The organism is Rheinheimera salexigens, assembly GCF_001752395.1.
In the GTDB taxonomy this organism is placed as follows: Bacteria; Pseudomonadota; Gammaproteobacteria; order Enterobacterales; family Alteromonadaceae; genus Alishewanella; species Alishewanella salexigens.
Window position 1 is genome coordinate 1 of sequence record NZ_MKEK01000001.1, and the last position, 22,603, is coordinate 22,603.

Annotated in this window: 35 protein-coding genes; all 35 read right to left on the reverse strand. The window is 43.5% G+C overall.

Annotated elements, in window-relative coordinates; translation table 11 throughout:
• Nucleotides 1-151: 151 nt before the first annotated feature.
• Complete coding sequence (locus tag BI198_RS00005; protein ID WP_070047690.1) at nucleotides 152-1,438, reverse strand: serine hydrolase; 1,287 nt, start codon at nucleotides 1,436-1,438, stop codon at nucleotides 152-154.
• A 110-nt stretch (nucleotides 1,439-1,548) separates the two neighbouring features.
• Nucleotides 1,549-1,947 carry a 50S ribosomal protein L17 gene (gene rplQ, locus BI198_RS00010; RefSeq protein WP_070047691.1) on the reverse strand — a complete coding sequence of 133 codons (399 nt, stop codon included), beginning with the start codon at nucleotides 1,945-1,947 and terminating at the stop codon, nucleotides 1,549-1,551.
• Between the two features lie 39 nt (nucleotides 1,948-1,986).
• Entirely contained in the window at nucleotides 1,987-2,976 is a 990-nt protein-coding gene (locus BI198_RS00015; RefSeq protein ID WP_070047692.1) for a DNA-directed RNA polymerase subunit alpha, read from the reverse strand.
• Between the two features lie 24 nt (nucleotides 2,977-3,000).
• A complete protein-coding gene (gene rpsD, locus BI198_RS00020; RefSeq protein WP_070047693.1) occupies nucleotides 3,001-3,621 on the reverse strand; it encodes a 30S ribosomal protein S4 in 621 nt (206 codons plus the stop codon).
• 33 nt (nucleotides 3,622-3,654) lie between these two features.
• The gene (rpsK, locus tag BI198_RS00025) at nucleotides 3,655-4,044 is read right to left on the reverse strand and encodes a 30S ribosomal protein S11 (RefSeq protein ID WP_070047694.1); all 390 of its coding nucleotides are present in this window, start codon (nucleotides 4,042-4,044) and stop codon (nucleotides 3,655-3,657) included.
• Between the two features lie 15 nt (nucleotides 4,045-4,059).
• Complete coding sequence (gene rpsM / locus BI198_RS00030; protein WP_070047695.1) at nucleotides 4,060-4,416, reverse strand: 30S ribosomal protein S13; 357 nt, start codon at nucleotides 4,414-4,416, stop codon at nucleotides 4,060-4,062.
• 131 nt (nucleotides 4,417-4,547) lie between these two features.
• Nucleotides 4,548-4,661, reverse strand: a complete 114-nt coding sequence (gene rpmJ / locus BI198_RS15850; RefSeq protein WP_074467396.1) for a 50S ribosomal protein L36 — start codon at nucleotides 4,659-4,661, stop codon at nucleotides 4,548-4,550.
• Between the two features lie 21 nt (nucleotides 4,662-4,682).
• Entirely contained in the window at nucleotides 4,683-6,011 is a 1,329-nt protein-coding gene (gene secY, locus BI198_RS00035) for a preprotein translocase subunit SecY (protein ID WP_070047696.1), read from the reverse strand.
• Nucleotides 6,012-6,026: 15 nt separating this feature from the next.
• Nucleotides 6,027-6,461, reverse strand: a complete 435-nt coding sequence (gene rplO / locus BI198_RS00040; RefSeq protein ID WP_070047697.1) for a 50S ribosomal protein L15 — start codon at nucleotides 6,459-6,461, stop codon at nucleotides 6,027-6,029.
• A gap of 3 nt (nucleotides 6,462-6,464) precedes the next feature.
• Complete coding sequence (gene rpmD / locus BI198_RS00045; RefSeq protein ID WP_070047698.1) at nucleotides 6,465-6,647, reverse strand: 50S ribosomal protein L30; 183 nt, start codon at nucleotides 6,645-6,647, stop codon at nucleotides 6,465-6,467.
• A 6-nt stretch (nucleotides 6,648-6,653) separates the two neighbouring features.
• Nucleotides 6,654-7,157 (reverse strand): 30S ribosomal protein S5, encoded by a 504-nt coding sequence (rpsE, locus tag BI198_RS00050; RefSeq protein WP_070047699.1) that lies wholly within the window; start codon nucleotides 7,155-7,157, stop codon nucleotides 6,654-6,656.
• A 9-nt stretch (nucleotides 7,158-7,166) separates the two neighbouring features.
• Nucleotides 7,167-7,517, reverse strand: a complete 351-nt coding sequence (gene rplR / locus BI198_RS00055) for a 50S ribosomal protein L18 (protein WP_070047700.1) — start codon at nucleotides 7,515-7,517, stop codon at nucleotides 7,167-7,169.
• Nucleotides 7,518-7,526: 9 nt separating this feature from the next.
• On the reverse strand, nucleotides 7,527-8,060 hold the full coding sequence (gene rplF, locus BI198_RS00060) for a 50S ribosomal protein L6 (protein WP_070047701.1): 534 nt from the start codon (nucleotides 8,058-8,060) through the stop codon (nucleotides 7,527-7,529).
• Between the two features lie 14 nt (nucleotides 8,061-8,074).
• Complete coding sequence (gene rpsH / locus BI198_RS00065) at nucleotides 8,075-8,467, reverse strand: 30S ribosomal protein S8 (RefSeq protein ID WP_070047702.1); 393 nt, start codon at nucleotides 8,465-8,467, stop codon at nucleotides 8,075-8,077.
• Between the two features lie 21 nt (nucleotides 8,468-8,488).
• The gene (rpsN, locus tag BI198_RS00070; RefSeq protein ID WP_070047703.1) at nucleotides 8,489-8,794 is read right to left on the reverse strand and encodes a 30S ribosomal protein S14; all 306 of its coding nucleotides are present in this window, start codon (nucleotides 8,792-8,794) and stop codon (nucleotides 8,489-8,491) included.
• Between the two features lie 11 nt (nucleotides 8,795-8,805).
• The gene (gene rplE / locus BI198_RS00075) at nucleotides 8,806-9,345 is read right to left on the reverse strand and encodes a 50S ribosomal protein L5 (protein WP_070047704.1); all 540 of its coding nucleotides are present in this window, start codon (nucleotides 9,343-9,345) and stop codon (nucleotides 8,806-8,808) included.
• A gap of 19 nt (nucleotides 9,346-9,364) precedes the next feature.
• Complete coding sequence (rplX, locus tag BI198_RS00080; protein ID WP_070047705.1) at nucleotides 9,365-9,679, reverse strand: 50S ribosomal protein L24; 315 nt, start codon at nucleotides 9,677-9,679, stop codon at nucleotides 9,365-9,367.
• Nucleotides 9,680-9,688: 9 nt separating this feature from the next.
• Entirely contained in the window at nucleotides 9,689-10,057 is a 369-nt protein-coding gene (gene rplN, locus BI198_RS00085; protein ID WP_070047706.1) for a 50S ribosomal protein L14, read from the reverse strand.
• A 165-nt stretch (nucleotides 10,058-10,222) separates the two neighbouring features.
• Nucleotides 10,223-10,477, reverse strand: a complete 255-nt coding sequence (gene rpsQ, locus BI198_RS00090) for a 30S ribosomal protein S17 (RefSeq protein ID WP_070047707.1) — start codon at nucleotides 10,475-10,477, stop codon at nucleotides 10,223-10,225.
• Nucleotides 10,477-10,668 (reverse strand): 50S ribosomal protein L29, encoded by a 192-nt coding sequence (rpmC, locus tag BI198_RS00095; RefSeq protein ID WP_070047708.1) that lies wholly within the window; start codon nucleotides 10,666-10,668, stop codon nucleotides 10,477-10,479. Before rpmC ends, rpsQ begins: the two co-directional genes overlap by 1 nt.
• Complete coding sequence (gene rplP, locus BI198_RS00100; RefSeq protein ID WP_070047709.1) at nucleotides 10,668-11,081, reverse strand: 50S ribosomal protein L16; 414 nt, start codon at nucleotides 11,079-11,081, stop codon at nucleotides 10,668-10,670. Before rplP ends, rpmC begins: the two co-directional genes overlap by 1 nt.
• Nucleotides 11,082-11,093: 12 nt before the next feature.
• On the reverse strand, nucleotides 11,094-11,807 hold the full coding sequence (gene rpsC, locus BI198_RS00105; protein ID WP_070047710.1) for a 30S ribosomal protein S3: 714 nt from the start codon (nucleotides 11,805-11,807) through the stop codon (nucleotides 11,094-11,096).
• Between the two features lie 9 nt (nucleotides 11,808-11,816).
• Nucleotides 11,817-12,149: a 50S ribosomal protein L22 gene (rplV, locus tag BI198_RS00110; RefSeq protein WP_070047711.1), complete on the reverse strand. Its 333-nt coding sequence runs from the start codon at nucleotides 12,147-12,149 to the stop codon at nucleotides 11,817-11,819.
• Between the two features lie 10 nt (nucleotides 12,150-12,159).
• A complete protein-coding gene (gene rpsS / locus BI198_RS00115; protein WP_070047712.1) occupies nucleotides 12,160-12,438 on the reverse strand; it encodes a 30S ribosomal protein S19 in 279 nt (92 codons plus the stop codon).
• A gap of 16 nt (nucleotides 12,439-12,454) precedes the next feature.
• A complete protein-coding gene (gene rplB, locus BI198_RS00120) occupies nucleotides 12,455-13,279 on the reverse strand; it encodes a 50S ribosomal protein L2 (RefSeq protein ID WP_070047713.1) in 825 nt (274 codons plus the stop codon).
• A gap of 16 nt (nucleotides 13,280-13,295) precedes the next feature.
• On the reverse strand, nucleotides 13,296-13,598 hold the full coding sequence (gene rplW / locus BI198_RS00125; RefSeq protein ID WP_070047714.1) for a 50S ribosomal protein L23: 303 nt from the start codon (nucleotides 13,596-13,598) through the stop codon (nucleotides 13,296-13,298).
• Nucleotides 13,595-14,200 carry a 50S ribosomal protein L4 gene (gene rplD / locus BI198_RS00130; protein WP_070047715.1) on the reverse strand — a complete coding sequence of 202 codons (606 nt, stop codon included), beginning with the start codon at nucleotides 14,198-14,200 and terminating at the stop codon, nucleotides 13,595-13,597. The genes rplW and rplD overlap by 4 nt, the downstream gene beginning before the upstream one ends.
• A gap of 18 nt (nucleotides 14,201-14,218) precedes the next feature.
• Nucleotides 14,219-14,857 carry a 50S ribosomal protein L3 gene (gene rplC, locus BI198_RS00135; RefSeq protein WP_070047716.1) on the reverse strand — a complete coding sequence of 213 codons (639 nt, stop codon included), beginning with the start codon at nucleotides 14,855-14,857 and terminating at the stop codon, nucleotides 14,219-14,221.
• 29 nt (nucleotides 14,858-14,886) lie between these two features.
• Nucleotides 14,887-15,198 (reverse strand): 30S ribosomal protein S10, encoded by a 312-nt coding sequence (gene rpsJ, locus BI198_RS00140; RefSeq protein ID WP_070047717.1) that lies wholly within the window; start codon nucleotides 15,196-15,198, stop codon nucleotides 14,887-14,889.
• Between the two features lie 219 nt (nucleotides 15,199-15,417).
• A complete protein-coding gene (locus BI198_RS00145; protein ID WP_070047718.1) occupies nucleotides 15,418-16,284 on the reverse strand; it encodes a phospholipase A in 867 nt (288 codons plus the stop codon).
• A gap of 15 nt (nucleotides 16,285-16,299) precedes the next feature.
• Complete coding sequence (locus tag BI198_RS00150) at nucleotides 16,300-18,045, reverse strand: acyl-CoA dehydrogenase family protein (RefSeq protein ID WP_070047719.1); 1,746 nt, start codon at nucleotides 18,043-18,045, stop codon at nucleotides 16,300-16,302.
• Between the two features lie 194 nt (nucleotides 18,046-18,239).
• Complete coding sequence (gene tuf, locus BI198_RS00155; protein WP_070047720.1) at nucleotides 18,240-19,424, reverse strand: elongation factor Tu; 1,185 nt, start codon at nucleotides 19,422-19,424, stop codon at nucleotides 18,240-18,242.
• Between the two features lie 52 nt (nucleotides 19,425-19,476).
• Nucleotides 19,477-21,579: an elongation factor G gene (gene fusA / locus BI198_RS00160; RefSeq protein WP_070047721.1), complete on the reverse strand. Its 2,103-nt coding sequence runs from the start codon at nucleotides 21,577-21,579 to the stop codon at nucleotides 19,477-19,479.
• Nucleotides 21,580-21,606: 27 nt separating this feature from the next.
• Nucleotides 21,607-22,077 (reverse strand): 30S ribosomal protein S7, encoded by a 471-nt coding sequence (rpsG, locus tag BI198_RS00165; protein WP_070047722.1) that lies wholly within the window; start codon nucleotides 22,075-22,077, stop codon nucleotides 21,607-21,609.
• Between the two features lie 91 nt (nucleotides 22,078-22,168).
• On the reverse strand, nucleotides 22,169-22,543 hold the full coding sequence (gene rpsL, locus BI198_RS00170; protein ID WP_070047723.1) for a 30S ribosomal protein S12: 375 nt from the start codon (nucleotides 22,541-22,543) through the stop codon (nucleotides 22,169-22,171).
• Between the last annotated feature and the right edge of the window lie 60 nt (nucleotides 22,544-22,603).

The window sequence follows — 22,603 nt, forward strand, 5'->3', positions numbered from 1 at the left end:
TTTGGCTCAGTGCGTATCCCCGTTGGCATGACGCGCATTATAGAGATCTAAACCAAGTGATCAAGATCTTTATTACACAAATATGATCGTTCGCGTGTTTTTTAAACAAACCCATATGTCACTTGTCTATTTCGTTTATATATTAAGCGATTTAATCTGTTTTGTTAGTGATCTGAATTATCTCTGTTAGATCTGGAGCGTGTTGTTTAGTGCGGGTTAACTCTAATTGGTATAAAAAATTACCTAATTGATTTAAAAATGGTAACGCTATCTGTTCAATTTGATAGTTATCATCATTTAACGTTGCATTTTCGTTTGCATAAACTACTGCCGTTAGGAAAAACTCTACATTATTTATGCTGTCTACTATATAGGCACCATCGATGACATGACCATAAGACCAACCTGTTTTATTAAATATCTTAATGTGCTTGGGTATTGACTGGGGATTGCCACCAAACATGACAAACTTAGAATAGTTATCAGGATATTGTTTAACGTCGTATTTTGGTTCAATACTCATTGCTGGCAACATCGACATATACTTAAGCATAAATTTACGCTGTTCAGCGCTAATATTGAAACGCTGATTGGCACTAAACAGTTGCGGAAATACAATTCGTTTTATAGTGCTATCAAAATCACTAAGGCTGAATCGATTTTTATCGGTAAAATCCATTGGTTGGTTTATAAGTTTACCATCAGCAAAATAAGCCTGACCAATTTTTGGCTTAGTATCATTCCTATATATAGTAGTGGAATGACGTTGTGGTAGTTGATACAGAATTTTATTACTATTATCTACAAAACGTATGGGATTGTAGGTTCTATTTTCACTACTGGTTAACGGTATGCTAAGTCTGTGGTTTATGACTGTATTATGTATGCCCTTCGCTGCAAGTGATTTATTAATATAGTCTTGGCCTAATAATTCATATAGTCGATTACTGGCGTCATTATCACTCACTAACAATAACTTTTTAATATAGTGCTCGATATTGGGTAATCCATTAGCTGTACTAGGATCGGCCAGCTGTGCAGTTAGCGTGGCACTACTGCTATCTGTCAGCATAGTAGTTTTTGTGTTTACTCCATATTGTGTATGTTGTTGCAGCCATTCTAAAGCTAACAATGCGATGGGTAATTTAACGGTACTAGCAGGATAAAAGTATTGTTGCTCATTAAGCCCAAATTGATAGCCAGTTAAACGGGGCTGATTTTGGGCATTACGATCGATCTGGGTATAGATAATTTGGACACGATATTTTTCGGCTTGCTTAATGACCTGATCCAGAATTGGGTATTGATCATTATTCCGAATGTTAGTGTTAGTGAGTAACGGTTGCAGTGATAATACATTTTCAGTAGCCAAACAATTACTAGCCAGCACTAATGCACAACACATTATAACAAGACTCGGGAAAAATGGTTTAGACATGATTTAGTGACTCATAATAATAAGTTTCGCTAAATCATACGTCTTGTTGCTTTAAAAGAAAATAAGCAAAAAAAGCCGGGTATTAACCGGCTTTTTAGTTGTTTTATTGCTTACTCTGCAGCAGTTTCTTCAACTGGCAGAGTATCCATTTCTGGACGATCGACTAATTCGATGTAAGCCATAGGTGCGTTATCACCTGCACGGAAGCCACACTTCATAATACGAGTGTAACCACCTGGACGCGCGTTGTAACGCGGACCTAGTACATTAAATAACAAACCAACTACTTCTTTATCACGAGTACGAGCAAAAGCTAAACGGCGATTTGCAACGCTGTCATTTTTTGCTAATGTGATCAATGGCTCAATCACACGACGTAACTCTTTCGCTTTTGGCACGGTCGTTTTGATGATTTCGTGCTTCACCAACGAACTTGACATATTACGGAACATTGCCGTACGGTGGCTGCTGTTCCGATTTAATTGACGACCACTCTTACGATGGCGCATGCTCTATTCCTTCTCACTAAACCAGAAACTGGTGTCTGATTAGTCTTTGTTTACCAAACTCGCTGGCGGCCAGTTTTCTAAGCGCATGCCTAGAGATAACCCGCGCGATGCCAACACGTCTTTGATTTCGGTAAGTGACTTTTTACCTAAGTTAGGTGTTTTCAGTAACTCAACTTCGGTACGTTGAACCAGATCACCAATGTACTGTATCTGCTCTGCCTTTAAGCAGTTAGCAGAACGAACTGTTAATTCTAAATCATCGACCGGACGTAACAGAATCGGATCAAATTCCGGTTTCTCTTCGCGTTTTTCCGGCTCGCTCTTATCGCGCAACTCAACGAAGAACTCAAGCTGTTCGGCTAGAATTGTTGCTGCACGGCGGATGGCTTCTTCTGGCTCTACTGTGCCATTAGTTTCCATATCGATAATCAGTTTATCCAAGTCGGTACGCTGCTCTACCCGCGCTGCTTCAACAGTGTAAGCTATACGCTCAACTGGACTGAATGACGCATCAAGTAACAGACGACCAATAGGACGCTCGTCATCTTCAGAGGACAAACGCGCTGATGCAGGAACATAACCGCGACCACGTTCAACTTTAAGGCGCATACTAAATTCAGTATCGCCAGTAAGGTTGCATATTACGTGCTCAGGATTGGTGATAACCACACCGTCGTCATGCTGGATATCTCCAGCAATTACAGGGCCAGCACCTTTTTTCGTCAAAGTCAGCATAACTTCATCTTTGTCTTCCAGGCGAACGGCAAGGCCTTTCAGGTTCAGAAGGATATCGATGATATCTTCCTGTACACCTTCTTTGGCGCTGTACTCATGGAGCACGCCGTCAATTTCTACTTCAGTCACTGCGCAACCTGGCATAGATGACAATAGAATGCGACGTAACGCGTTGCCCAAGGTATGTCCGAAACCGCGCTCTAGTGGTTCCAAAGTAACTTTGGCACGAGTTGGGTTGATTTTTTCGATACCAACTAATCTCGGCTTAAGGAATTCGGTGACAGAACCCTGCATTGTACCCTCTCTTAACATTTAGCTTTACTTAGAGTAAAGCTCGACGATTAACTGTTCGTTGATGTCAGCTGACAAATCTGAACGCTCTGGCTGACGTTTAAATACGCCTTCAAGCTTAGTATTATCAACTTCGATCCAAGTTGGCTTCTCACGTTGGCCAGCTATTTCAAGCGCAGCACCAATACGGGCTTGCTTTTTAGCTTTTTCACGTACAGAAATAACTTGTTCAGGTAATACAGTATGTGATGGAACGTTCACAACGCGACCATTTAACATGATCGATTTGTGACTTACTAACTGACGTGCTTCTGCACGCGTGCTAGCTAAACCCATACGGTATACAACGTTATCGAGACGAGACTCTAATAACGCTAACAAGTTTTCACCTGTATTACCTTTCAAACGAGCAGCTTCCTTATAGTAATTACGGAACTGCTTCTCTAATACGCCGTACATACGACGTACTTTTTGTTTCTCGCGTAATTGTAAACCATAGTCTGACAAACGAGCGCGACGAGCGCCATGTTGGCCAGGTGCTGTGGTTAAATTACACTTGGAATCAATTGCTCTTACGCCGCTTTTCAGGAACAGGTCTGTACCTTCGCGACGACTAAGTTTGAGCTTCGGACCCAAATATCTTGCCATCTTCTTTCTCCAATAATCCGTGAAGCGCTGTAATTACACGCGACGTTTTTTAGGTGGACGACATCCGTTATGAGGGATAGGCGTCACGTCGGTGATATTTGTGATTTTGTAACCAGCGCCATTTAGCGCACGAATCGCTGATTCGCGGCCTGGACCTGGACCATTCACAAACACTTCAAGGTTCTTTACACCATATTCTAACGCGGCAGTACCTGCGCGTTCTGCAGCAACCTGAGCGGCGAATGGAGTAGATTTACGTGAACCACGGAAACCTGAACCACCAGCTGTTGCCCAGCATAATGCATTACCTTGACGATCAGTAATCGTCACGATGGTGTTGTTAAAAGAAGCATGGATATGAGCCATACCGTCAGAAATTTGTTTTTTTACCTTTTTACGGGTACGAACTGGTGCTTTAGCCATGTGTTATACTCCGTCCTATTTCCTAATCGCTTTACGTGGACCTTTCCGGGTACGCGCATTCGTTTTAGTGCGCTGACCACGAACTGGTAAACTGCGACGGTGACGTAAGCCACGGTAACAACCTAAGTCCATCAAGCGTTTAATATTTAACGTAGTTTCACGGCGCAAGTCACCTTCGACGGTGTACTTAGCAACTTCGTCACGAAGCGTATCTAACTGTGCGTCTGTTAACGCCGCAATTTTCATACTTTCTTCGATACCCACTGCAGCTAAAATAGCTTTTGAGCGAGTCTTGCCGATACCATAAACATATGTCAAAGAGATGACAGCATGCTTATTATCGGGGATGTTAATGCCAGCGATACGGGCCACTAACGTTCTCCTATAATGAAATTAAAAGGTGCCAATTTGAAAAGCCCGTAAGGATACTCAAATTGCGCTTATATTGCAAACAATAACCGGGCTAAACTTTTCAGTTCAGCCCGTTTTATTATTTTCTGCTATTAGCCTTGGCGCTGTTTGTGCTTCGGCTCACTGCAAATTACGCGAACTACGCTATTGCGTTTGATCACTTTGCAGTTACGGCAGATCTTCTTAACGGAAGCTCTTACTTTCATAACTTAAACTCCGAAAGTATCTTAACGGCCATAGCCTTTAAGATTTGCCTTTTTAAGGACAGAATCATACTGATGAGACATCAGATGGGTCTGAACCTGTGCCATAAAATCCATAATAACAACAACGATAATCAATAATGATGTCCCGCCAAAGTAGAACTGAACGTCCCATGCTACCATCATGAACTCAGGTACTAAACAGATAAAGGTTATATACAGGGCACCCGCTAAGGTTAACCGTGTCATCACTTTATCAATATATTTTGATGTCTGTTCACCCGGACGAATACCTGGAATGAAAGCGCCAGATTTTTTTAAGTTATCTGCAGTATCACGCGGATTAAATACCAACGCAGTATAGAAGAAACAAAAGAAAATAATAGCTGCTGAGTATAACATCATATACAACGGTTGTCCCGGAGATAATGTTAGTGCTAATTCCTGTAAGAAATTAGCCAGCATGCCTTCACCTGAACCAAACCAGCTGGCAATTGTGCCTGGGAACAGAATAATGCTGGATGCAAAGATCGGTGGTATTACACCAGCCATATTGACCTTTAACGGTAAATGGCTACTTTGCGCTGCAAATACCTGACGGCCTTGCTGACGCTTAGCATAATTAACCACAATACGACGCTGGCCGCGTTCAAAGAACACCACAAACCAAGTTATCGCAATTACAATCACACCGATTGCTACCAACAATAAGAAGTGCAAATCGCCTTGACGTGCCTGCTCTATCGTCTGGCCAATGGCCGACGGGAAGCCCGCAACAATACCGGTAAATATTAGCAACGAGATACCATTACCAATGCCGCGCTCTGTAATTTGCTCACCTAACCACATTAAGAACATGGTACCGGTAACTAAACTAATTACCGCGGTGAAGTAAAATGCAAAACCTGGGCTAATAACTAACCCTGGCATCATGTTTGGTAAGCCAGTAGCAATACCAACAGCCTGTAAGGTAGCAAGTCCTAACGTACCGTAACGTGTCATCTGGTTAATTTTGCGCTTTCCAGCCTCACCTTCTTTTTTCAGCTCTGCTAACGCGGGATGAACCACAGATAACAGTTGCACAATAATTGAAGCTGAGATGTAGGGCATAATACCCAACGCAAACACCGACGCACGTTCAAGTGCACCACCGCTGAACATGTTAAACATTTCAACGATGGTACCTTTTTGCTGCTCGAATAACTGGGCCAGCACGGCGGCGTCAATTCCAGGAATTGGCACAAAGGAGCCTAGTCGAAATACGACTATGGCTATAAGTACAAATAACAGACGAGCTTTTAATTCACTAAAGCTGCCTTTTGCACTTTTTGAGTCCGAACCTGGTTTTGCCATCGCGTACTATCCTTATTATTCTTCGACTTTACCGCCAGCGGCTTCGATCGCTGCACGCGCGCCTTTAGTAGCGCCTAAACCTTTAACGGTTACTGGACGAGAAATCTCACCAGACAGGACTACTTTAGCAAACTTAACATTGCGAGAAATAATGTTAGCTTCCATTAGACTAGCTAAGTCAGCAACATCACCTTTCACATATGCAAGTTCGTGCAAACGAACTTCTGCAGAAACCAATGATTTCTGAGAAGTGAAACCGAACTTAGGTAAGCGTTGTTTCAATGGCATTTGACCGCCTTCGAAACCTGGACGCACTTTACCACCTGAACGTGATTTCAAACCTTTGTGACCACGACCAGCTGTTTTGCCTAAGCCAGAACCGATACCACGGCCTACACGGCGTTTATCTTTTTTTGATCCAGGTGCTGGAGCAATAGTATTTAAAAGCATCTGTTACTCCTCCACTTTAACCATGTAAAACACAGCATTTACCATACCGCGAATTGAAGGGGTATCTTCAACTTCAACAGTATGACCGATGCGGCGTAATCCTAACCCTTTGATTGAAGCCTTGTGCTTCGGTAAACGACCGATGCTAGACTTCAGTTGGGTTACTTTAATTGTTTTCTTAGCCATGGCAGATTACCCCAGAATATCATCAACGCGTAGACCGCGTTTAGCTGCTATTTGTGAAGGCGACTTAACAGACGCCAACGCATTGATAGTAGCGCGAACTACGTTGATTGGGTTAGTTGAGCCGTAACACTTAGAAAGAATGTGATGTACACCAGCAACTTCTAGTACGGCGCGCATTGCACCACCGGCGATTAAGCCTGTACCTTCAGCAGCAGGCTGCATGTATACATTCGAGCCTGAATGCACACCCTTAACTGGGTGGTGCAAAGTGCTACCATTTAACTCAACTTGGGTCATGTTGCGACGTGCTTTTTCCATTGCTTTTTGAATAGCAGCTGGAACTTCACGTGCTTTACCATAACCAAAACCAACGCGACCATTACCGTCACCAACCACTGTTAAAGCAGTAAACGAGAATATACGTCCACCTTTTACTACTTTAGACACGCGGTTTACTGCAACAAGCTTTTCTTGTAAATCAGATTGTTGTTTAGCTTCTTCGTTAGCCATTAGCTACTCCTAGAACTGAAGACCGGCTTCACGCGCCGCGTCAGCTAAAGCTTGTACACGACCATGATACTGAAAACCACTGCGGTCAAAAGCACAAGCAGTTACGCCTTTCGCCACCGCACGTTCAGCAACCGCTTTACCTACAGCTTTTGCAGCATCTACGTTACCAGAGTACTTAATTGACTCTTGGATTGACGCTTCAACAGTAGAAGCAGAGGCAATCACTTCAGCATTTGGTGCGATAAGCTGAGCATAGATGTGACGTGGTGTACGGTGTACAACCAAGCGATTCGCACCTTGTTCGATAATATTTCTGCGAGTGCGTTTGGCACGACGCAGACGAGCAAGTTTCTTATCCATCGTCCTACCTTACTTTTTCTTCGCTTCTTTACGACGCACGTTTTCATTTGCATAGCGCACACCTTTGCCTTTATATGGCTCTGGTTTGCGGTATGCCCGGATGTTAGCGGCAACCTGACCTACTAACTGCTTGTCTGCACCCTTAACCATGACTTCTGTCTGGCTAGGTGTGTCGATAGTGATACCCTCAGGGATCGCGAACACAACTGGGTGAGAAAAACCAAGGCTCAGATTTAATACTTTGCCTTCTGCTTTTGCACGGTAACCAACACCGACTAACTCAAGTTTCTGAGAGAAACCTTCATTAACGCCTGTAATCAGGTTGTTGATTAATGAACGGGCAGTACCCGCTTGCGCATTAGCGTCTACGAAACCTTCGCGAGGCATAGTGCGTAACACACTATCTTCTACGACAATTTCAACCGCAGGGTTAACAGTTAATGTTAACTCGCCGTTTTTGCCCTTAACAGACACTACCTGACCGTTTTGCGTAAATGTTACGCCGGTTGGAATAGTGACTGGGGCCTTAGCAATACGAGACATAGATTATACCTCCGTTACGCTACGTAGCCGATAATTTCGCCACCGATTCCAACCTTGCGCGCGGCACGGTCAGTCATTAGTCCTTTAGAAGTAGACACAATGGCTACCCCTAAACCGCCCATTACTTTTGGTAATTCGCCACGTCTCTTATAGATACGTAGGCTTGGACGACTAACACGATCGATAGTTTCAATTACAGATTTGCCTTGGAAATACTTTAACGTCACTTCCAATTCTGGTTTAACTTCACCAGATACAGCGAAATCGGCGATGTAACCTTCGTCTTTTAATACTTTCGCAATAGACACCTTCAACTTAGAAGATGGCATCTTAACCGCAACTTTATTGGCTGATTGGCCGTTGCGGATGCGAGTAAACATATCTGCTACTGGATCTTGCATACTCATAGCTCGTTACTCCCGTGATTCTTACCAGCTAGCCTTACGAAGGCCAGGAATTTCACCGCGCATCGCCGCTTCACGGATCTTGATCCGGCTCATGCCGAATTTACGAAGATACCCGTGTGGACGACCTGTAACACGACAACGATTACGTTGACGTGCAGGGCTTGAATCACGCGGCAGCGTTTGTAACTTAAGAACAGCTGACCAACGGTCTTCATCAGAAGTCGCTGGATTAGCAATTGCATCTTTAAGTTCAAAACGCTTTGCAGCGAACTTGGCTACCAGTTGTGCACGCTTTGCTTCACGTGCTTTCATTGATTGTTTTGCCATGACCCTACACCTTATTTCTTGAATGGGAAGTTAAATGCAGCAAGTAAAGCATGTCCTTCGTCATCGTTACGCGCTGTAGTTGTAATAGTGATATCTAAACCACGTACTGCATCTACTTTGTCATAGTCGACTTCTGGGAAAATGATTTGCTCACGCACACCCATACTGTAGTTACCACGGCCATCAAATGACTTTGGATTTACACCACGGAAGTCGCGAATACGTGGAATTGCAATAGAGACTAAACGCTCTAAGAATTCCCACATACGATCGCCACGCAGGGTCACTTTTGCGCCAATAGGGTAGCCTTCACGGATTTTAAAACCAGCTACTGATTTACGTGCCTTGGTCACTAATGGCTTTTGGCCAGAGATAGCTGTTAAATCAGCTACCGCGTGTTCAAGGATTTTTTTATCAGCAACTGCTTCACCCACACCCATGTTGAGTGTGATTTTTACAATCCGAGGGACTTGCATGACGCTCGTGTAGCCAAACTGTTTAAACAGTTCTGGGACTACGGTGTCTTTATAAATTTCATGCAGTTTCGCCATCGTATTACTCCAATAGCAATTAAATTACTTCGTTATTCGACTTAAAGAAACGGACTTTTTTGCCGTCTTCAAGGCGGAAACCTACACGATCAGATTTACTCGTTTTAGAGTTAAAGATCGCTACGTTTGAAACATGAATCGAGGCTTCTTTCTCAACGATACCACCTGGTTGATTCAGAGCCGGTACAGGCTTCTGATGTTTTTTAACCAAGTTAACGCCGGAAACATAAACACGACCTTCAGCTACTAATACTTTAGTAACCTTACCGCGCTTACCCTTGTCCTTACCAGTAAGAACAACAACCTCATCATCACGACGGATTTTACTAGCCATGGTGACTCCTTACAGTACTTCTGGTGCCAAAGACACGATCTTCATAAACTTGTCGCCACGAAGTTCGCGAGTTACTGGCCCGAAAATACGTGTGCCGATCGGTTCCAGCTTGCTGTTTAACAACACTGCTGCATTGCGATCAAAACGGATTAAAGAACCGTCTTGACGGCGTACGCCTTTGCGTGTACGCACCACCACTGCATTCAGTACATCACCTTTTTTAACCTTACCGCGCGGAATTGCTTCCTTTACAGTAATTTTGATGACGTCACCAATTGCAGCATAACGGCGATGTGAACCACCTAAGACCTTAATACACATTACGCTGCGCGCGCCGCTGTTGTCTGCGACTTCCAGCATAGATTGCATCTGGATCATCTTAGTGCTCCGCTATTATACTAAATAACTCTTTCGAGCTACGCTTTTTGTTAAAAACCACCCTCCTTACAAAGAGGGCGCGTGATTATAACAGCACTCTTAGCAAAAAGGTAGCGTAAAATAAAAAACGGCTCCGCGTGGAGCCGTTTTTAGTATCTTAATTACTTAAGATGCTGATACGACTACTTCAACCAATGTCCAAGACTTAGTCTTAGAAAGCGGACGGCATTCACGGATTGTGACTTGGTCCCCTTCTTTACATAGATTAGTTTCGTCATGTACGTGCAGCTTGGTAGTACGTTTCATGAATTTACCATAAATTGGGTGCTTCACTGAACGTTCAATCGCAACAACAATAGACTTGTCCATTTTGTCGCTGATTACTTTACCTTGCAGTATACGAATATTTTTTTCTGTCATTACGCACCTGCCTTCTGGGTTAAGATAGTCTTAACGCGCGCGATACTACGACGTACCTGCCTAATTAAATGCGTTTGAGCTTGCTGACCAGTAGCTAATTGCATGCGCAGGTTGAACTGCTCACGTAATAAACCTAATAGTTCAGCGTTTAACTCTTCAACACTTTTATTTTTTAATTCGCTGGCTTTCATCACATTACCGTCCGCGTTACAAAGGTTGTCTTAAATGGTAGCTTCGCCGCTGCTAATGTAAATGCATGACGTGCTAACTCTTCAGACACACCGTCCATTTCATACAGGACTTTGCCAGGTTTAATCTGACATACCCAGTGATCAACAGCACCTTTACCACTACCCATACGTACTTCTAACGGCTTAGAAGTGATTGGCTTGTCTGGGAATACTCGGATCCAGATTTTACCAACACGCTTCACAGCACGTGTCATAGCACGTCGTGCAGATTCAATTTGACGTGAAGTCATTTGTCCACGTTCTACAGATTTCAGTGCATAAGTACCGAAAGATACTTTATCGCCAACCAAGGACAAGCCACGGTTACGACCTTTGTGCACTTTACGAAATTTTGTACGTTTTGGTTGCAACATCGCTCAATACCCCTACTTAGCCTTACGTGCCGGTTTTCTCGGCGCTTTAGGTTGGTTGTTATTGTTGGTGTTGTTAGCGTTGGCATTCAATGGTAGAGCTCCTAAGATCTCACCTTTAAATATCCAAACTTTAACACCAATGATACCGTAAGTAGTTAATGCTTCAGATGTATTGTAGTCGATGTCAGCACGTAAAGTGTGCAGTGGCACTCGGCCTTCGCGGTACCATTCAGTACGTGCGATTTCTGCGCCACCTAAACGGCCGCTAACTTCTACTTTAATACCCTTAGCACCAATACGCATGGCGTTTTGCACGGCGCGCTTCATAGCACGACGAAACATTACGCGACGCTCTAATTGGCTACAGATTGAATCTGCAACTAACTTGGCATCAAGCTCAGGTTTACGTATTTCAGAGATGTTGATCTGTGCAGGTACACCGGCAATTGCCGCTACTTGCTTACGGATTTTCTCAACATCTTCACCTTTTTTACCGATAATCACGCCTGGACGAGCCGTGTGAATAGTCACACGAATGCTCTTAGCTGGGCGCTCAATATCGATCCGGCTTACTGACGCAGCTTTAAGTTCTTTAGTCAGATACTGACGAACTTTAAAGTCACCGTTCAAGAAATCCGGAAAATCTTTCGTATTCGCGAACCAGGTAGAACTCCATGGTTTAGTGATACCTAGGCGAATACCATTAGGATGTACTTTCTGTCCCATTTCTATCTCCTAGTTATCAGCTACAACCACTGTAATGTGGCTATTACGCTTAACGATACGATCAGCACGACCTTTAGCACGAGGTTTAATACGTTTCATTGAAGGAGCTTCATCTACAAAGATGGTCTTCACTTTTAACGTATCAATATCCGCGCCTTCGTTGTGCTCGGCGTTAGCAATGGCTGATAAAAGTACCTTTTTAATTAACTCAGCAGCTTTTTTCGGGCTGTAGGTTAATAAATTCAACGCCTTATCTACTGGCAATCCGCGTACTTGGTCTGCGACCAAGCGTGCTTTTTGTGCAGAAGAACGGGCAAATTTGTGTTTAGCTAATGCTTCCATCATTTACCCCTTAGCGCTTCTTGGCCTTTTTGTCGGCAGTATGACCGCGGTAAGTACGAGTAGGTGCAAATTCACCTAACTTGTGACCAACCATCTCTTCTGAGACAAATACCGGTACATGTTGACGACCATTATGGACAGCGATGGTCAAACCGATCATATCAGGTATGATCATTGAACGACGGCTCCAAGTCTTTATAGGCTTCTTGTCTCCGCTTTCCAACGCTTTCTCTACCTTCTTCAGCAAGTGAAGGTCAATAAATGGACCTTTCTTGAGAGAACGTGGCATGGCAATTCCTCACAAATTATTTATCACGACGACGTACGATAAGTTTATCGGTACGCTTGTTTGAACGAGTCTTGTAGCCCTTCGTCGGTACGCCCCAAGGCGTTACTGGGTGACGACCACCAGATGTTCTACCTTCACCACCACCGTGTGGGTGATCCACTGGGTTCATTACAACACCACGTACGGTAGGACGAATACCACGCCAGCGCATAGCGCCCGCTTTACCGTATTGACGAAGCATGTGTTCAGCGTTACCAATCTCACCGATAGTAGCACGGCAATCTGATAATACTTTACGTACTTCACCACTGCGTAAACGCAGAGTAACGTACAGGCCTTCACGCGCTAAGATCTGGGCAAAAGCACCAGCTGAACGAGCAAGTTGACCACCTTTACCAGGCTTCATTTCGATGTTGTGTACAACCTGACCAACTGGGATGTTGCGCAATGGTAAAGCATTACCTGCTTTAATTGGCGCATCAATACCTGATTGTAGGCTATCGCCTGCTTTCAAGCCCTTAGGTGCAAGGATGTAACGACGCTCACCGTCTGCATATAACATCAACGCGATGTTTGAAGTACGGTTTGGATCGTATTCTAAACGTTCAACTTTGGCTGGAATGCCATCTTTGTTACGTTTAAAGTCAACTAAACGGTAATGTTGTTTATGTCCACCACCGATATGACGGGTAGTGATACGACCGTTATTATTACGACCACCAGTTTTAACTGTCTTTTCTAACAAAGGCGCATAAGGCTTGCCTTTGTGCAGGTCAGGGTTAACCACTTTAATAACGTGGCGACGACCTGGTGACGTAGGTTTACACTTTACAAGTGCCATTTCCTAACTCCTCTTCTTACTCAGCGCCGCCAACGAAATCGATTTCGCTGCCTTCTTTAAGAGTAACGTAAGCTTTTTTCCAATCGCTACGCTTGCCCATACGCGCACCAGTGCGCTTGGTTTTACCCTTAACATTAACAGTACGTACACCAACTACTTCCGTTTCGAACAGTTTTTCAACTGCTGCTTTAACGTCTGCTTTAGTGGCAGTAGTGGCTACTTTGAAAACGACTGTGTTGTGTTGTTCAGCAGACACAGTGCTCTTTTCAGAAACGTGTGGTGCAAGAATAACTTTCAGTAAACGTTCTTCGCGAATCATGCTAACAGCTCCTCAAGTTGTTTAACTGCAGCTGCAGTCATTACCACTTTGTCGAAGGCGATTAAGCTGACCGGGTCGATACCGTGTACGTCACGCACATCAACCTTGTACAGGTTGCGTGCTGATAAGAACAGGTTCTCATCAACTTCGTTAGTCACGATTAACACGTCTTTTAAGTCCATCGATTTTAACTTTGCAGTTAATTCTTTGGTCTTTGGCGTTTCTACGGCGAAATCTTCCACCACAATTAAACGCTCTTGACGTACTAATTCAGACAAGATGCTTTGAATCGCACCACGATACATTTTACGGTTTACTTTTTGGCTGTGATCTTGTGGCTTAGCCGCAAATGTAACACCGCCTCCGCGCCATATTGGGCTACGGATTGTACCAGCACGCGCGCGGCCAGTACCTTTTTGACGCCATGGCTTCTTGCCGCCACCACGTACTTCAGAGCGCGTTAACTGAGCGCGAGTACCCTGACGAGCACCTGCAGCATAAGCAACAACGACCTGGTGTACTAAAGCTTCATTAAACTCACGTCCAAAGGTAGCTTCAGAAACTTCAAGAACGCCTTGAGCGTCTCGTAATGCTAATTCCATCACTTATCTCCTCAGACGTTAGCTTTTTACAGCTGGTTTAACGATAACGTCACCACCGATAGCACCAGGCACTGCGCCTTTTACTAACAGAATGTTACGTTCAGCGTCTACACGAACCACTTCTAGAGACTGTACAGTTACCCGTTCAGCGCCCATGTGGCCAGCCATTTTTTTACCTTTGAATACTTTACCTGGTGATTGGTTTTGACCAATAGAACCTGGTGCACGATGTGATAAAGAGTTACCGTGCGTAGCATCCTGAGTACGGAAGTTCCAGCGCTTAACAGCACCTTGAAATCCCTTACCTTTTGATGTGCCAGACACATCAACTTTTTTCGCTTCAGCGAAAATTTCAACTGTAATTTCGTTGCCAACAACAATGTCAGCACCTTCGTTATCTGTTAGGCGGAATTCCCACAGACCACGACCAGCGTCCACACCAGCTTTTGCAAATTGACCAGCATCTGGTTTGTTCAGGCGGCTTGCCTTCACTGTACCAGCAGTCACTTGCAATGCACTGTAACCGTCAGTTTCTGCTGTCTTAACAGCAGTAACGCGGTTTGGTGTCGCTTCGATTACGGTTACTGGAATTGAAACGCCGTCTTCAGTGAAGATGCGAGTCATTCCCACTTTACGACCGACTAAACCGATAGCCATATCCTAAACCTCTCTATAAACCTGTCTGATTAGCCCAGGCTGATTTGAACGTCAACACCAGCAGGCAAATCTAAGCGCATTAAAGCATCAACAGTTTTTTCTGTTGGCTCAACAATGTCGATTAAACGCTTGTGGGTACGGATTTCGTACTGATCACGCGCATCTTTATTTACGTGAGGTGAAATCAATATAGTGAAACGTTCCTGGCGGGTAGGAAGTGGAATAGGACCACGAACCTGTGCGCCCGTACGCTTAGCTGTGTCAACAATTTCCATTGTTGACTGATCGATCAAACGGTGATCGAACGCTTTCAGACGGATGCGAATCCTTTGACTACTCATAAATCAAAGCCTCAAAGAGCAAAAAGAGCAAAAACAAACACAAGCCAACCTCCAATATGGAAGATGCTTATGCACCAAAGTTACGTTTGCTCCCCAATCGGGAGCACTGTAGGCGTTAAAGGACTCTAAAGTTTCTTTAACGAGCCAGTCAATTTAACTAGACTGGCCGCGCATTATACTGCTTTATAGTAATAACGCAATACTTGGTTATATAATACACTATAAAATATCGTTAAGCTCAAAGCCTATGCCAAAACGCGATACTGATCGATTATAATCGATTAAGCTTTCACCATAGCCGTTAAAGGCTTCAGCATAAAAACGTAGATGGTCATTAAAGGGTATTGAATAAGACAACTTTAATGCACCGCGTTGTTCAGCGCGCAAATTATGCCGCACCATCATCCGCCACGTGGCATCACCTTGTTTATAAGCAGCAGATAATTCAAACCAACCCATATATTCACGAATATCAGGGTTATCATCCCCTTTAGGGTCATCTATTGAAGTTTTTCTGCGTTCGTTAAATCGATACCAGGGTTCAAAATTAATAAATACGTTACCAATAGAGGTTACCCAACTTAATTTTAATCTATTCCAACTACGAGACTCCATACCTGAACGACCATTTGACTGATGCGACAAACTTAAACTAATAATCCGGCTAGCTGCTTCATTAACATTGGCATAATGGGGCAAGGTAAGAATAAATTCAGGCTCATAGTTAGTTTCTCGAAAAGGAGATGAAACTTCGTCATTATAGGCTTGCCAATAGGCTTGTTGAGTAAAGGCAAAAAATAAATAGCCTTTACCATCATAAATTTTGGTCCATAACGGCGTTTTTAAACTGAGTTGAAACTTAGCTTCTATATTATCTGCAGGGGCGATAACGCCATCTTTATCAATTAATGACCTAATGCCGTCTACATAAGTAACCGGCATTAGGTAGTTATTATGATGGGGTAATAAATTAAAGGGGGTATAAGAATCCCACTCTTCGGACTTAAGCCTTTTTTCTAAGGCATCAGCAGCATGCGCTACCGATGACAAGCAGAGGGCTAGTATACATCCTAGCAAAATTCTCATAACGCTCCTTGATAATCAAAATTGGTCAATGGCTATATTATCCATTACTGTTGGAGATTGTTGCAATATCGCAACATAACCGTCAGCTTTTGGCAGAATGCGCTGATAGAAATAAGTAGCCGTTTCAGTTTTAGCGGCAATAAAGTTAGCACTGTGTTTATTACCGTCCAAAGCAAGGCTAGTTTTATACCACATGTAGCCATACAGTATATAAGATACTAAATTAAGAAAATCATAGGCATTGCCATTTTGGCTGCGGCTATCTTGGGTAAGCAACAACGCCAGTATTTGTTCAACTTTAGTAATGTAGGTTAATAATACTGTACTGTGGGTGAATGTATGGCTATTAATTTCGCTACGTATAGTAGCTAATAAAGCGCTAAGTACCTTACCCTGATCAGCAATCACTTTTCTTTGCATAAAATCTAAAGCTTGAATACCGTTTGTACCCTCATAGATTTGGGCAATACGGGCATCACGAACTAATTGCTCCATACCCCACTCTTTAATATAGCCATGACCACCAAAAACTTGCTGTGCTGTTACGCAGGCAGAAAATCCCTGATCGGTCATAAAAGCTTTAGTCACTGGAGTTAATAAGTTAGCTATAGCCGCTGATTGCTGGCAATTATCATATTTAGCTTTATCTAATAATGAAGCAACCCAAGTACCAAAGGTTCTGCCGGCTTCGTTCATGGCTTTAATATTTAATAACATCCTGCGGACATCGGCATGAACGATAATAGGCTCAGCTTTGCTGGCATCTTTTTCTGTTTCACGGCCTTGCAACCGATCTTTAGCGTAAGCTAATGCATTTTGATAGGCACGCTCAGCTGCACCTAAACCTTGGCTGCCCATTGATAAACGCTCATAATTCATCATGGTAAACATACAAGCTAAACCACGATTGGGCTGGCCAATTAGATAACCAACGGCATTATCGAAGTTAAGCACACAGGTTGCTGAGCCATTGATGCCCATTTTATGCTCTATCGAGCCAACAGCAACCCCGTTGCGTACTGTACCATTGTTAGTATTAGTATTGGCGGGTAAATATTTTGGCACGATAAAAAGTGATATACCCCGGCTACCAGCCGGTGCATCAGGTAATTTTGCCAATACTAGATGAACTATATTACTGGTTAAGTCATGTTCGCCAGCAGTAATAAAAATTTTACTGCCATTAAGTTTATAGCTGCCATCATCTTGAGGTTTGGCTGTAGTGCGCATAATACCGAGATCAGTACCAGCATGTGATTCGGTTAAGCACATTGTTGCTGACCATTCACCGCTATATAGCTTAGGTAAATACACTGACTTAATATCTTCACTGGCATGTTGTAATAACGCGACACATGCACCTGCAGTTAAACCCGGATACAACGAAAACGCAATATCAGCACTACAGAGCATTTCGTCAACCATCATTGATAAGGCTTTGGGCATTCCCATGCCACCGTATGCTACATCACCACTAAGTCCGGTCCAACCGCCCTCACATAAACTTTGATAAGCGGCATGATAATGCGCCGGCACTGTTACTTCAGTACCTTGTAAAGTTACACCTTGGTGATCGGCAAGCATAGAGAATGGTGCAATTTGTTGCTCACAAATTTTTGCCGCTTCTTCTACTATCGCTTTGGCAGTATCTGTGTCTAATTGTTGCTGTAATTCACTTTGCTGCTGCCAATAATCATTAAGATGCCAAACATCAAATAGGTTAAAGCAAATATCTTCAATTGGGGCTTGGTATTGACTCATGATCAGGTTCTCATTGAAAGAATGTTGACTAATCATGGCATAGCTGGATTTTTCAAACAAGCGTTTGAATAATTTTTAGCAGTAATTAACATGCTAAGTAAATTGGTTTTAATAGTGGGTTTTACTAGAGGTTTTTATGGGTAATAAAAAAGGCCCCTTACGGAGCCTTTTAGGTATCTACAATACGTTAGCTATTACGCTACGATTTTTGATACTACACCAGCACCTACTGTGCGGCCGCCTTCACGGATGGCGAAGCGTAAACCTTCAGTCATCGCGATTGGACAAATTAATTCAACAACAAACTTCAAGTTGTCACCAGGCATAACCATCTCTACGCCTTCTGGTAATTCTACTGCACCCGTTACGTCTGTAGTACGGAAGTAGAACTGTGGACGATAGCCTTTGAAGAATGGAGTATGACGACCACCTTCTTCTTTTGACAATACGTACACTTCACCTTCAAACTTAGTGTGTGGCTTAATTGAACCTGGCTTAGCTAATACTTGGCCACGCTCTACGTCTTCACGCTTAGTACCACGTAATAACGCACCAATGTTCTCGCCTGCACGACCTTCGTCTAACAGTTTACGGAACATTTCAACACCGGTACAAGTCGTCGCTACTGTGTCTTTGATACCTACGATTTCTACGGTCTCGCCAACTTTAACAATACCCTGCTCTACACGGCCTGTTACTACAGTACCACGACCAGCAATTGAGAATACGTCTTCGATTGGCATGATGAATGGCATATCAATAGCACGTACTGGATCTGGGATATACGTATCTAAGGCATGGCCTAATTCTACGATTTTTGCTTCCCACTCTTCCACGCCTTCTAACGCTTTTAACGCTGAACCGCGGATTACTGGTAAGTCGTCACCTGGGAAGTCGTAGTCTGAAAGTAATTCACGTACTTCCATTTCTACTAATTCTAATAACTCTTCGTCATCTACCATGTCACACTTGTTCATGAACACGATGATGTAAGGAACACCAACTTGACGTGATAACAAGATGTGCTCACGTGTTTGTGGCATTGGACCATCGGTAGACGCTACTACTAAAATAGCACCATCCATCTGCGCAGCACCCGTGATCATGTTTTTAACATAGTCGGCGTGACCTGGGCAGTCTACGTGTGCGTAGTGACGTGCAGGCGTATCATATTCAACGTGTGAAGTGTTGATGGTGATACCACGTGCTTTTTCTTCTGGCGCTTTGTCGATTTGATCAAATGCAAACGCCTTACCGCCGTATGTTTTTGCTAATACGTTGGTGATTGCTGCAGTTAAAGTAGTTTTACCATGGTCGACGTGACCGATAGTGCCTACGTTAACGTGCGGTTTAATACGTTCAAATTTAGCCTTAGCCATGAATAGACCCTTCTTTATTTAAATGCGGCCTGCCTAAGCAGGCCAAACTAAGTTAATCCGCTTTACGCGCTGCGATAATCGTTTCAGTTACGTTGTTTGGAGCTTCTTGGTAGTTCAATGGTTCCATTGAATACGAAGCACGACCTTGGCTCAATGAGCGCATATTGGTCGCATAACCAAACATCTCTGATAAAGGTACGTGTGCATCAACGATTTTAATGCCACCAGGGGCATCTTCCATACCATTGATCATACCGCGACGACGGTTTAAGTCACCAACGATATCACCCATAAACTCTTCTGGAGTTACAACTTCAACTTTCATAATTGGCTCAAGAATAACTGGCTTCGCTTGAAGCGCGCCTTTCTTAAAGCCCATTGAACCTGCTATTTTAAACGCCATTTCGTTAGAGTCGACATCATGATATGAACCGTCGAATACCGTTACTTTAACGTCGATAACCGGGTATCCAGCAAGAACACCATTTTTCATCTGTTCTTGAACACCCTTGTCAATTGCCGGGATGTATTCTTTTGGAATAACACCACCCACAACTGCGTTAACAAACGAGTAACCCGCGCCTTCTTCTTGCGGCTCGATTTTTAACCAACAATGACCAAACTGACCACGACCACCAGACTGACGAACAAACTTACCTTCAACTTCGGTAGCTTGACGTAACGTCTCGCGGTAAGAAACTTGTGGTTTACCCACGTTAGCTTCTACTTTAAATTCACGTTTCATACGATCAACGATGATATCAAGGTGTAACTCACCCATACCAGAGATGATAGTTTGACCCGTTTCTTCATCAGTATGTACGCGGAAAGATGGATCTTCTGCAGATAGTTTACCTAGTGCAATACCCATTTTTTCTTGGTCAGCTTTAGTTTTCGGTTCAACAGCAACAGAAATTACTGGCTCTGGAAATTCCATACGCTCTAATGTAATAATGTTGTTTAGATCACACAATGTGTCACCCGTTGTAACGTCTTTAAAACCGATACCAGCCGCGATATCACCAGCTAAAACTTCTTTAATTTCTTCACGGCTATTAGCATGCATCTGTACGATACGACCAATACGTTCTTTTTTCATTTTTACCGGGTTGTAAACTGTATCACCTGAACGGATGATGCCTGAATACACACGGAAGAATGTTAACGTACCAACGAACGGGTCAGTAGCAATTTTAAAGGCTAAAGCTGCAAATGGTTCATCATCAGAAGAATGACGCTCACCTGAAGTTTCATCTTCATGAATACCCATGATAGGCTTAACTTCAGTAGGTGATGGCAAGAAATAAATTACGTTGTCCAACATGGCCTGCACACCTTTATTTTTAAAAGATGAACCACATTGCACTAATACTACTTCGTTACGTAAAGTTAAATCGCGCAGCGCTTTACGAATTTCTTCTTCGCTGAACTCTCCACCTTCAAGATAACGTTCCATCAACTCTTCGCTAGCTTCTGCCGCTGCTTCGATCATGTTTTGACGCCATTCATTACATTCTTCCAGCATATCTGCTGGAATATCTTCGTAATGGAATGTCATACCATGGTCTTCCATATTCCAGTTGATCGCTTTCATTTTGATAAGGTCAACAACACCTTCAAAATCATCTTCAGCGCCAATTGGTAATTGGATTGGTACGATTGTGCTATTTAAGCGTGTTCTGGCTTGCTTCACTACGCGTAAAAAGTTGGCACCAGTACGGTCCATCTTGTTTACGTAGATCATGCGTGGTACTTCATACTTGTTTGCTTGACGCCAAACAGTCTCAGTCTGTGGTTGAACACCAGACGAGCCACAAAGTACAACTACAGCAGCATCAAGTACACGTAATGAACGCTCTACTTCTACTGTAAAGTCTACGTGACCTGGAGTGTCAATAAGGTTAATACGGTGAGTATCAAACTGCTTTGACATACCAGCCCAAAAGGTAGTAGTTGCAGCTGACGTGATAGTAATACCACGTTCCTGCTCCTGCTCCATCCAGTCCATGGTCGCAGCACCATCATGTACTTCACCGATCTTATGTGAGCGCCCAGTATAAAAAATAATGCGTTCGCTTGTGGTTGTTTTGCCAGCATCAACGTGAGCTACAATACCAATGTTGCGATAGCGTTCTATTGGGGTTATACGTGCCACAATAATATCCTCTTATTAACGATGTGCTTACCAGCGGAAATGGGCAAATGCTTTGTTTGCATCAGCCATACGGTGCACGTCTTCACGCTTCTTAACCGCAGAACCTTTGTTATCAAGAGCATCAAGCATTTCACCAGCTAAACGCTGTGCCATTGATTTCTCACCACGTTTACGAGCAGCTTCAACTAACCAGCGCATTGCAAGCGCGTTGCGGCGTATTGGACGTACTTCAACCGGTACTTGGTAAGTAGAACCACCCACACGGCGAGATTTAACTTCGACCGTTGGGCGAATATTGTCCAGAGCAACTTCAAAAATGTCTAAATGTTCTTTTTTAGACTTAGCAACTGCATACTCTAATGCGCCGTATACTATTGATTCAGCTGTAGATTTTTTTCCGTCGACCATAACGACGTTTACAAATTTGGCAAGTAATTCACTTCCGAACTTAGGATCTGGAAGGATTTTACGTTGTCCGATGACGCGTCTTCTTGGCATTCGTAACTCCGATTGCTTCAGGTGATTCCAAAACTTTTAATACATTAAAGGAAAAAAAGTTGTTTAGTTTGGCCTTACTAACGGAGTACCGTTATTTCTTAGGCCGCTTGGCGCCGTATTTAGAACGGCCTTGTTTACGATCTTTTACGCCAGCACAGTCTAATGTGCCGCGTACGGTGTGGTAACGCACACCTGGCAGGTCTTTTACCCGGCCACCGCGAATAAGCACAACGCTGTGCTCTTGCAAGTTATGGCCTTCACCACCGATATAAGAAGATACTTCGAATCCGTTTGTTAAACGAACACGACAAACTTTACGTAATGCAGAGTTTGGCTTCTTAGGTGTAGTGGTGTAAACACGGGTACAAACACCACGCTTCTGCGGGCAAGCTTCTAGCGCAGGCACGGCGCTCTTGGCTACCTTCTGGCTGCGCGGCTTACGCACTAGCTGGTTGATTGTTGCCATTAAATACTCCTGGTTAAATAATACCCAATAAACGTGAAAATTCCGCCCTCAAAAATGAGG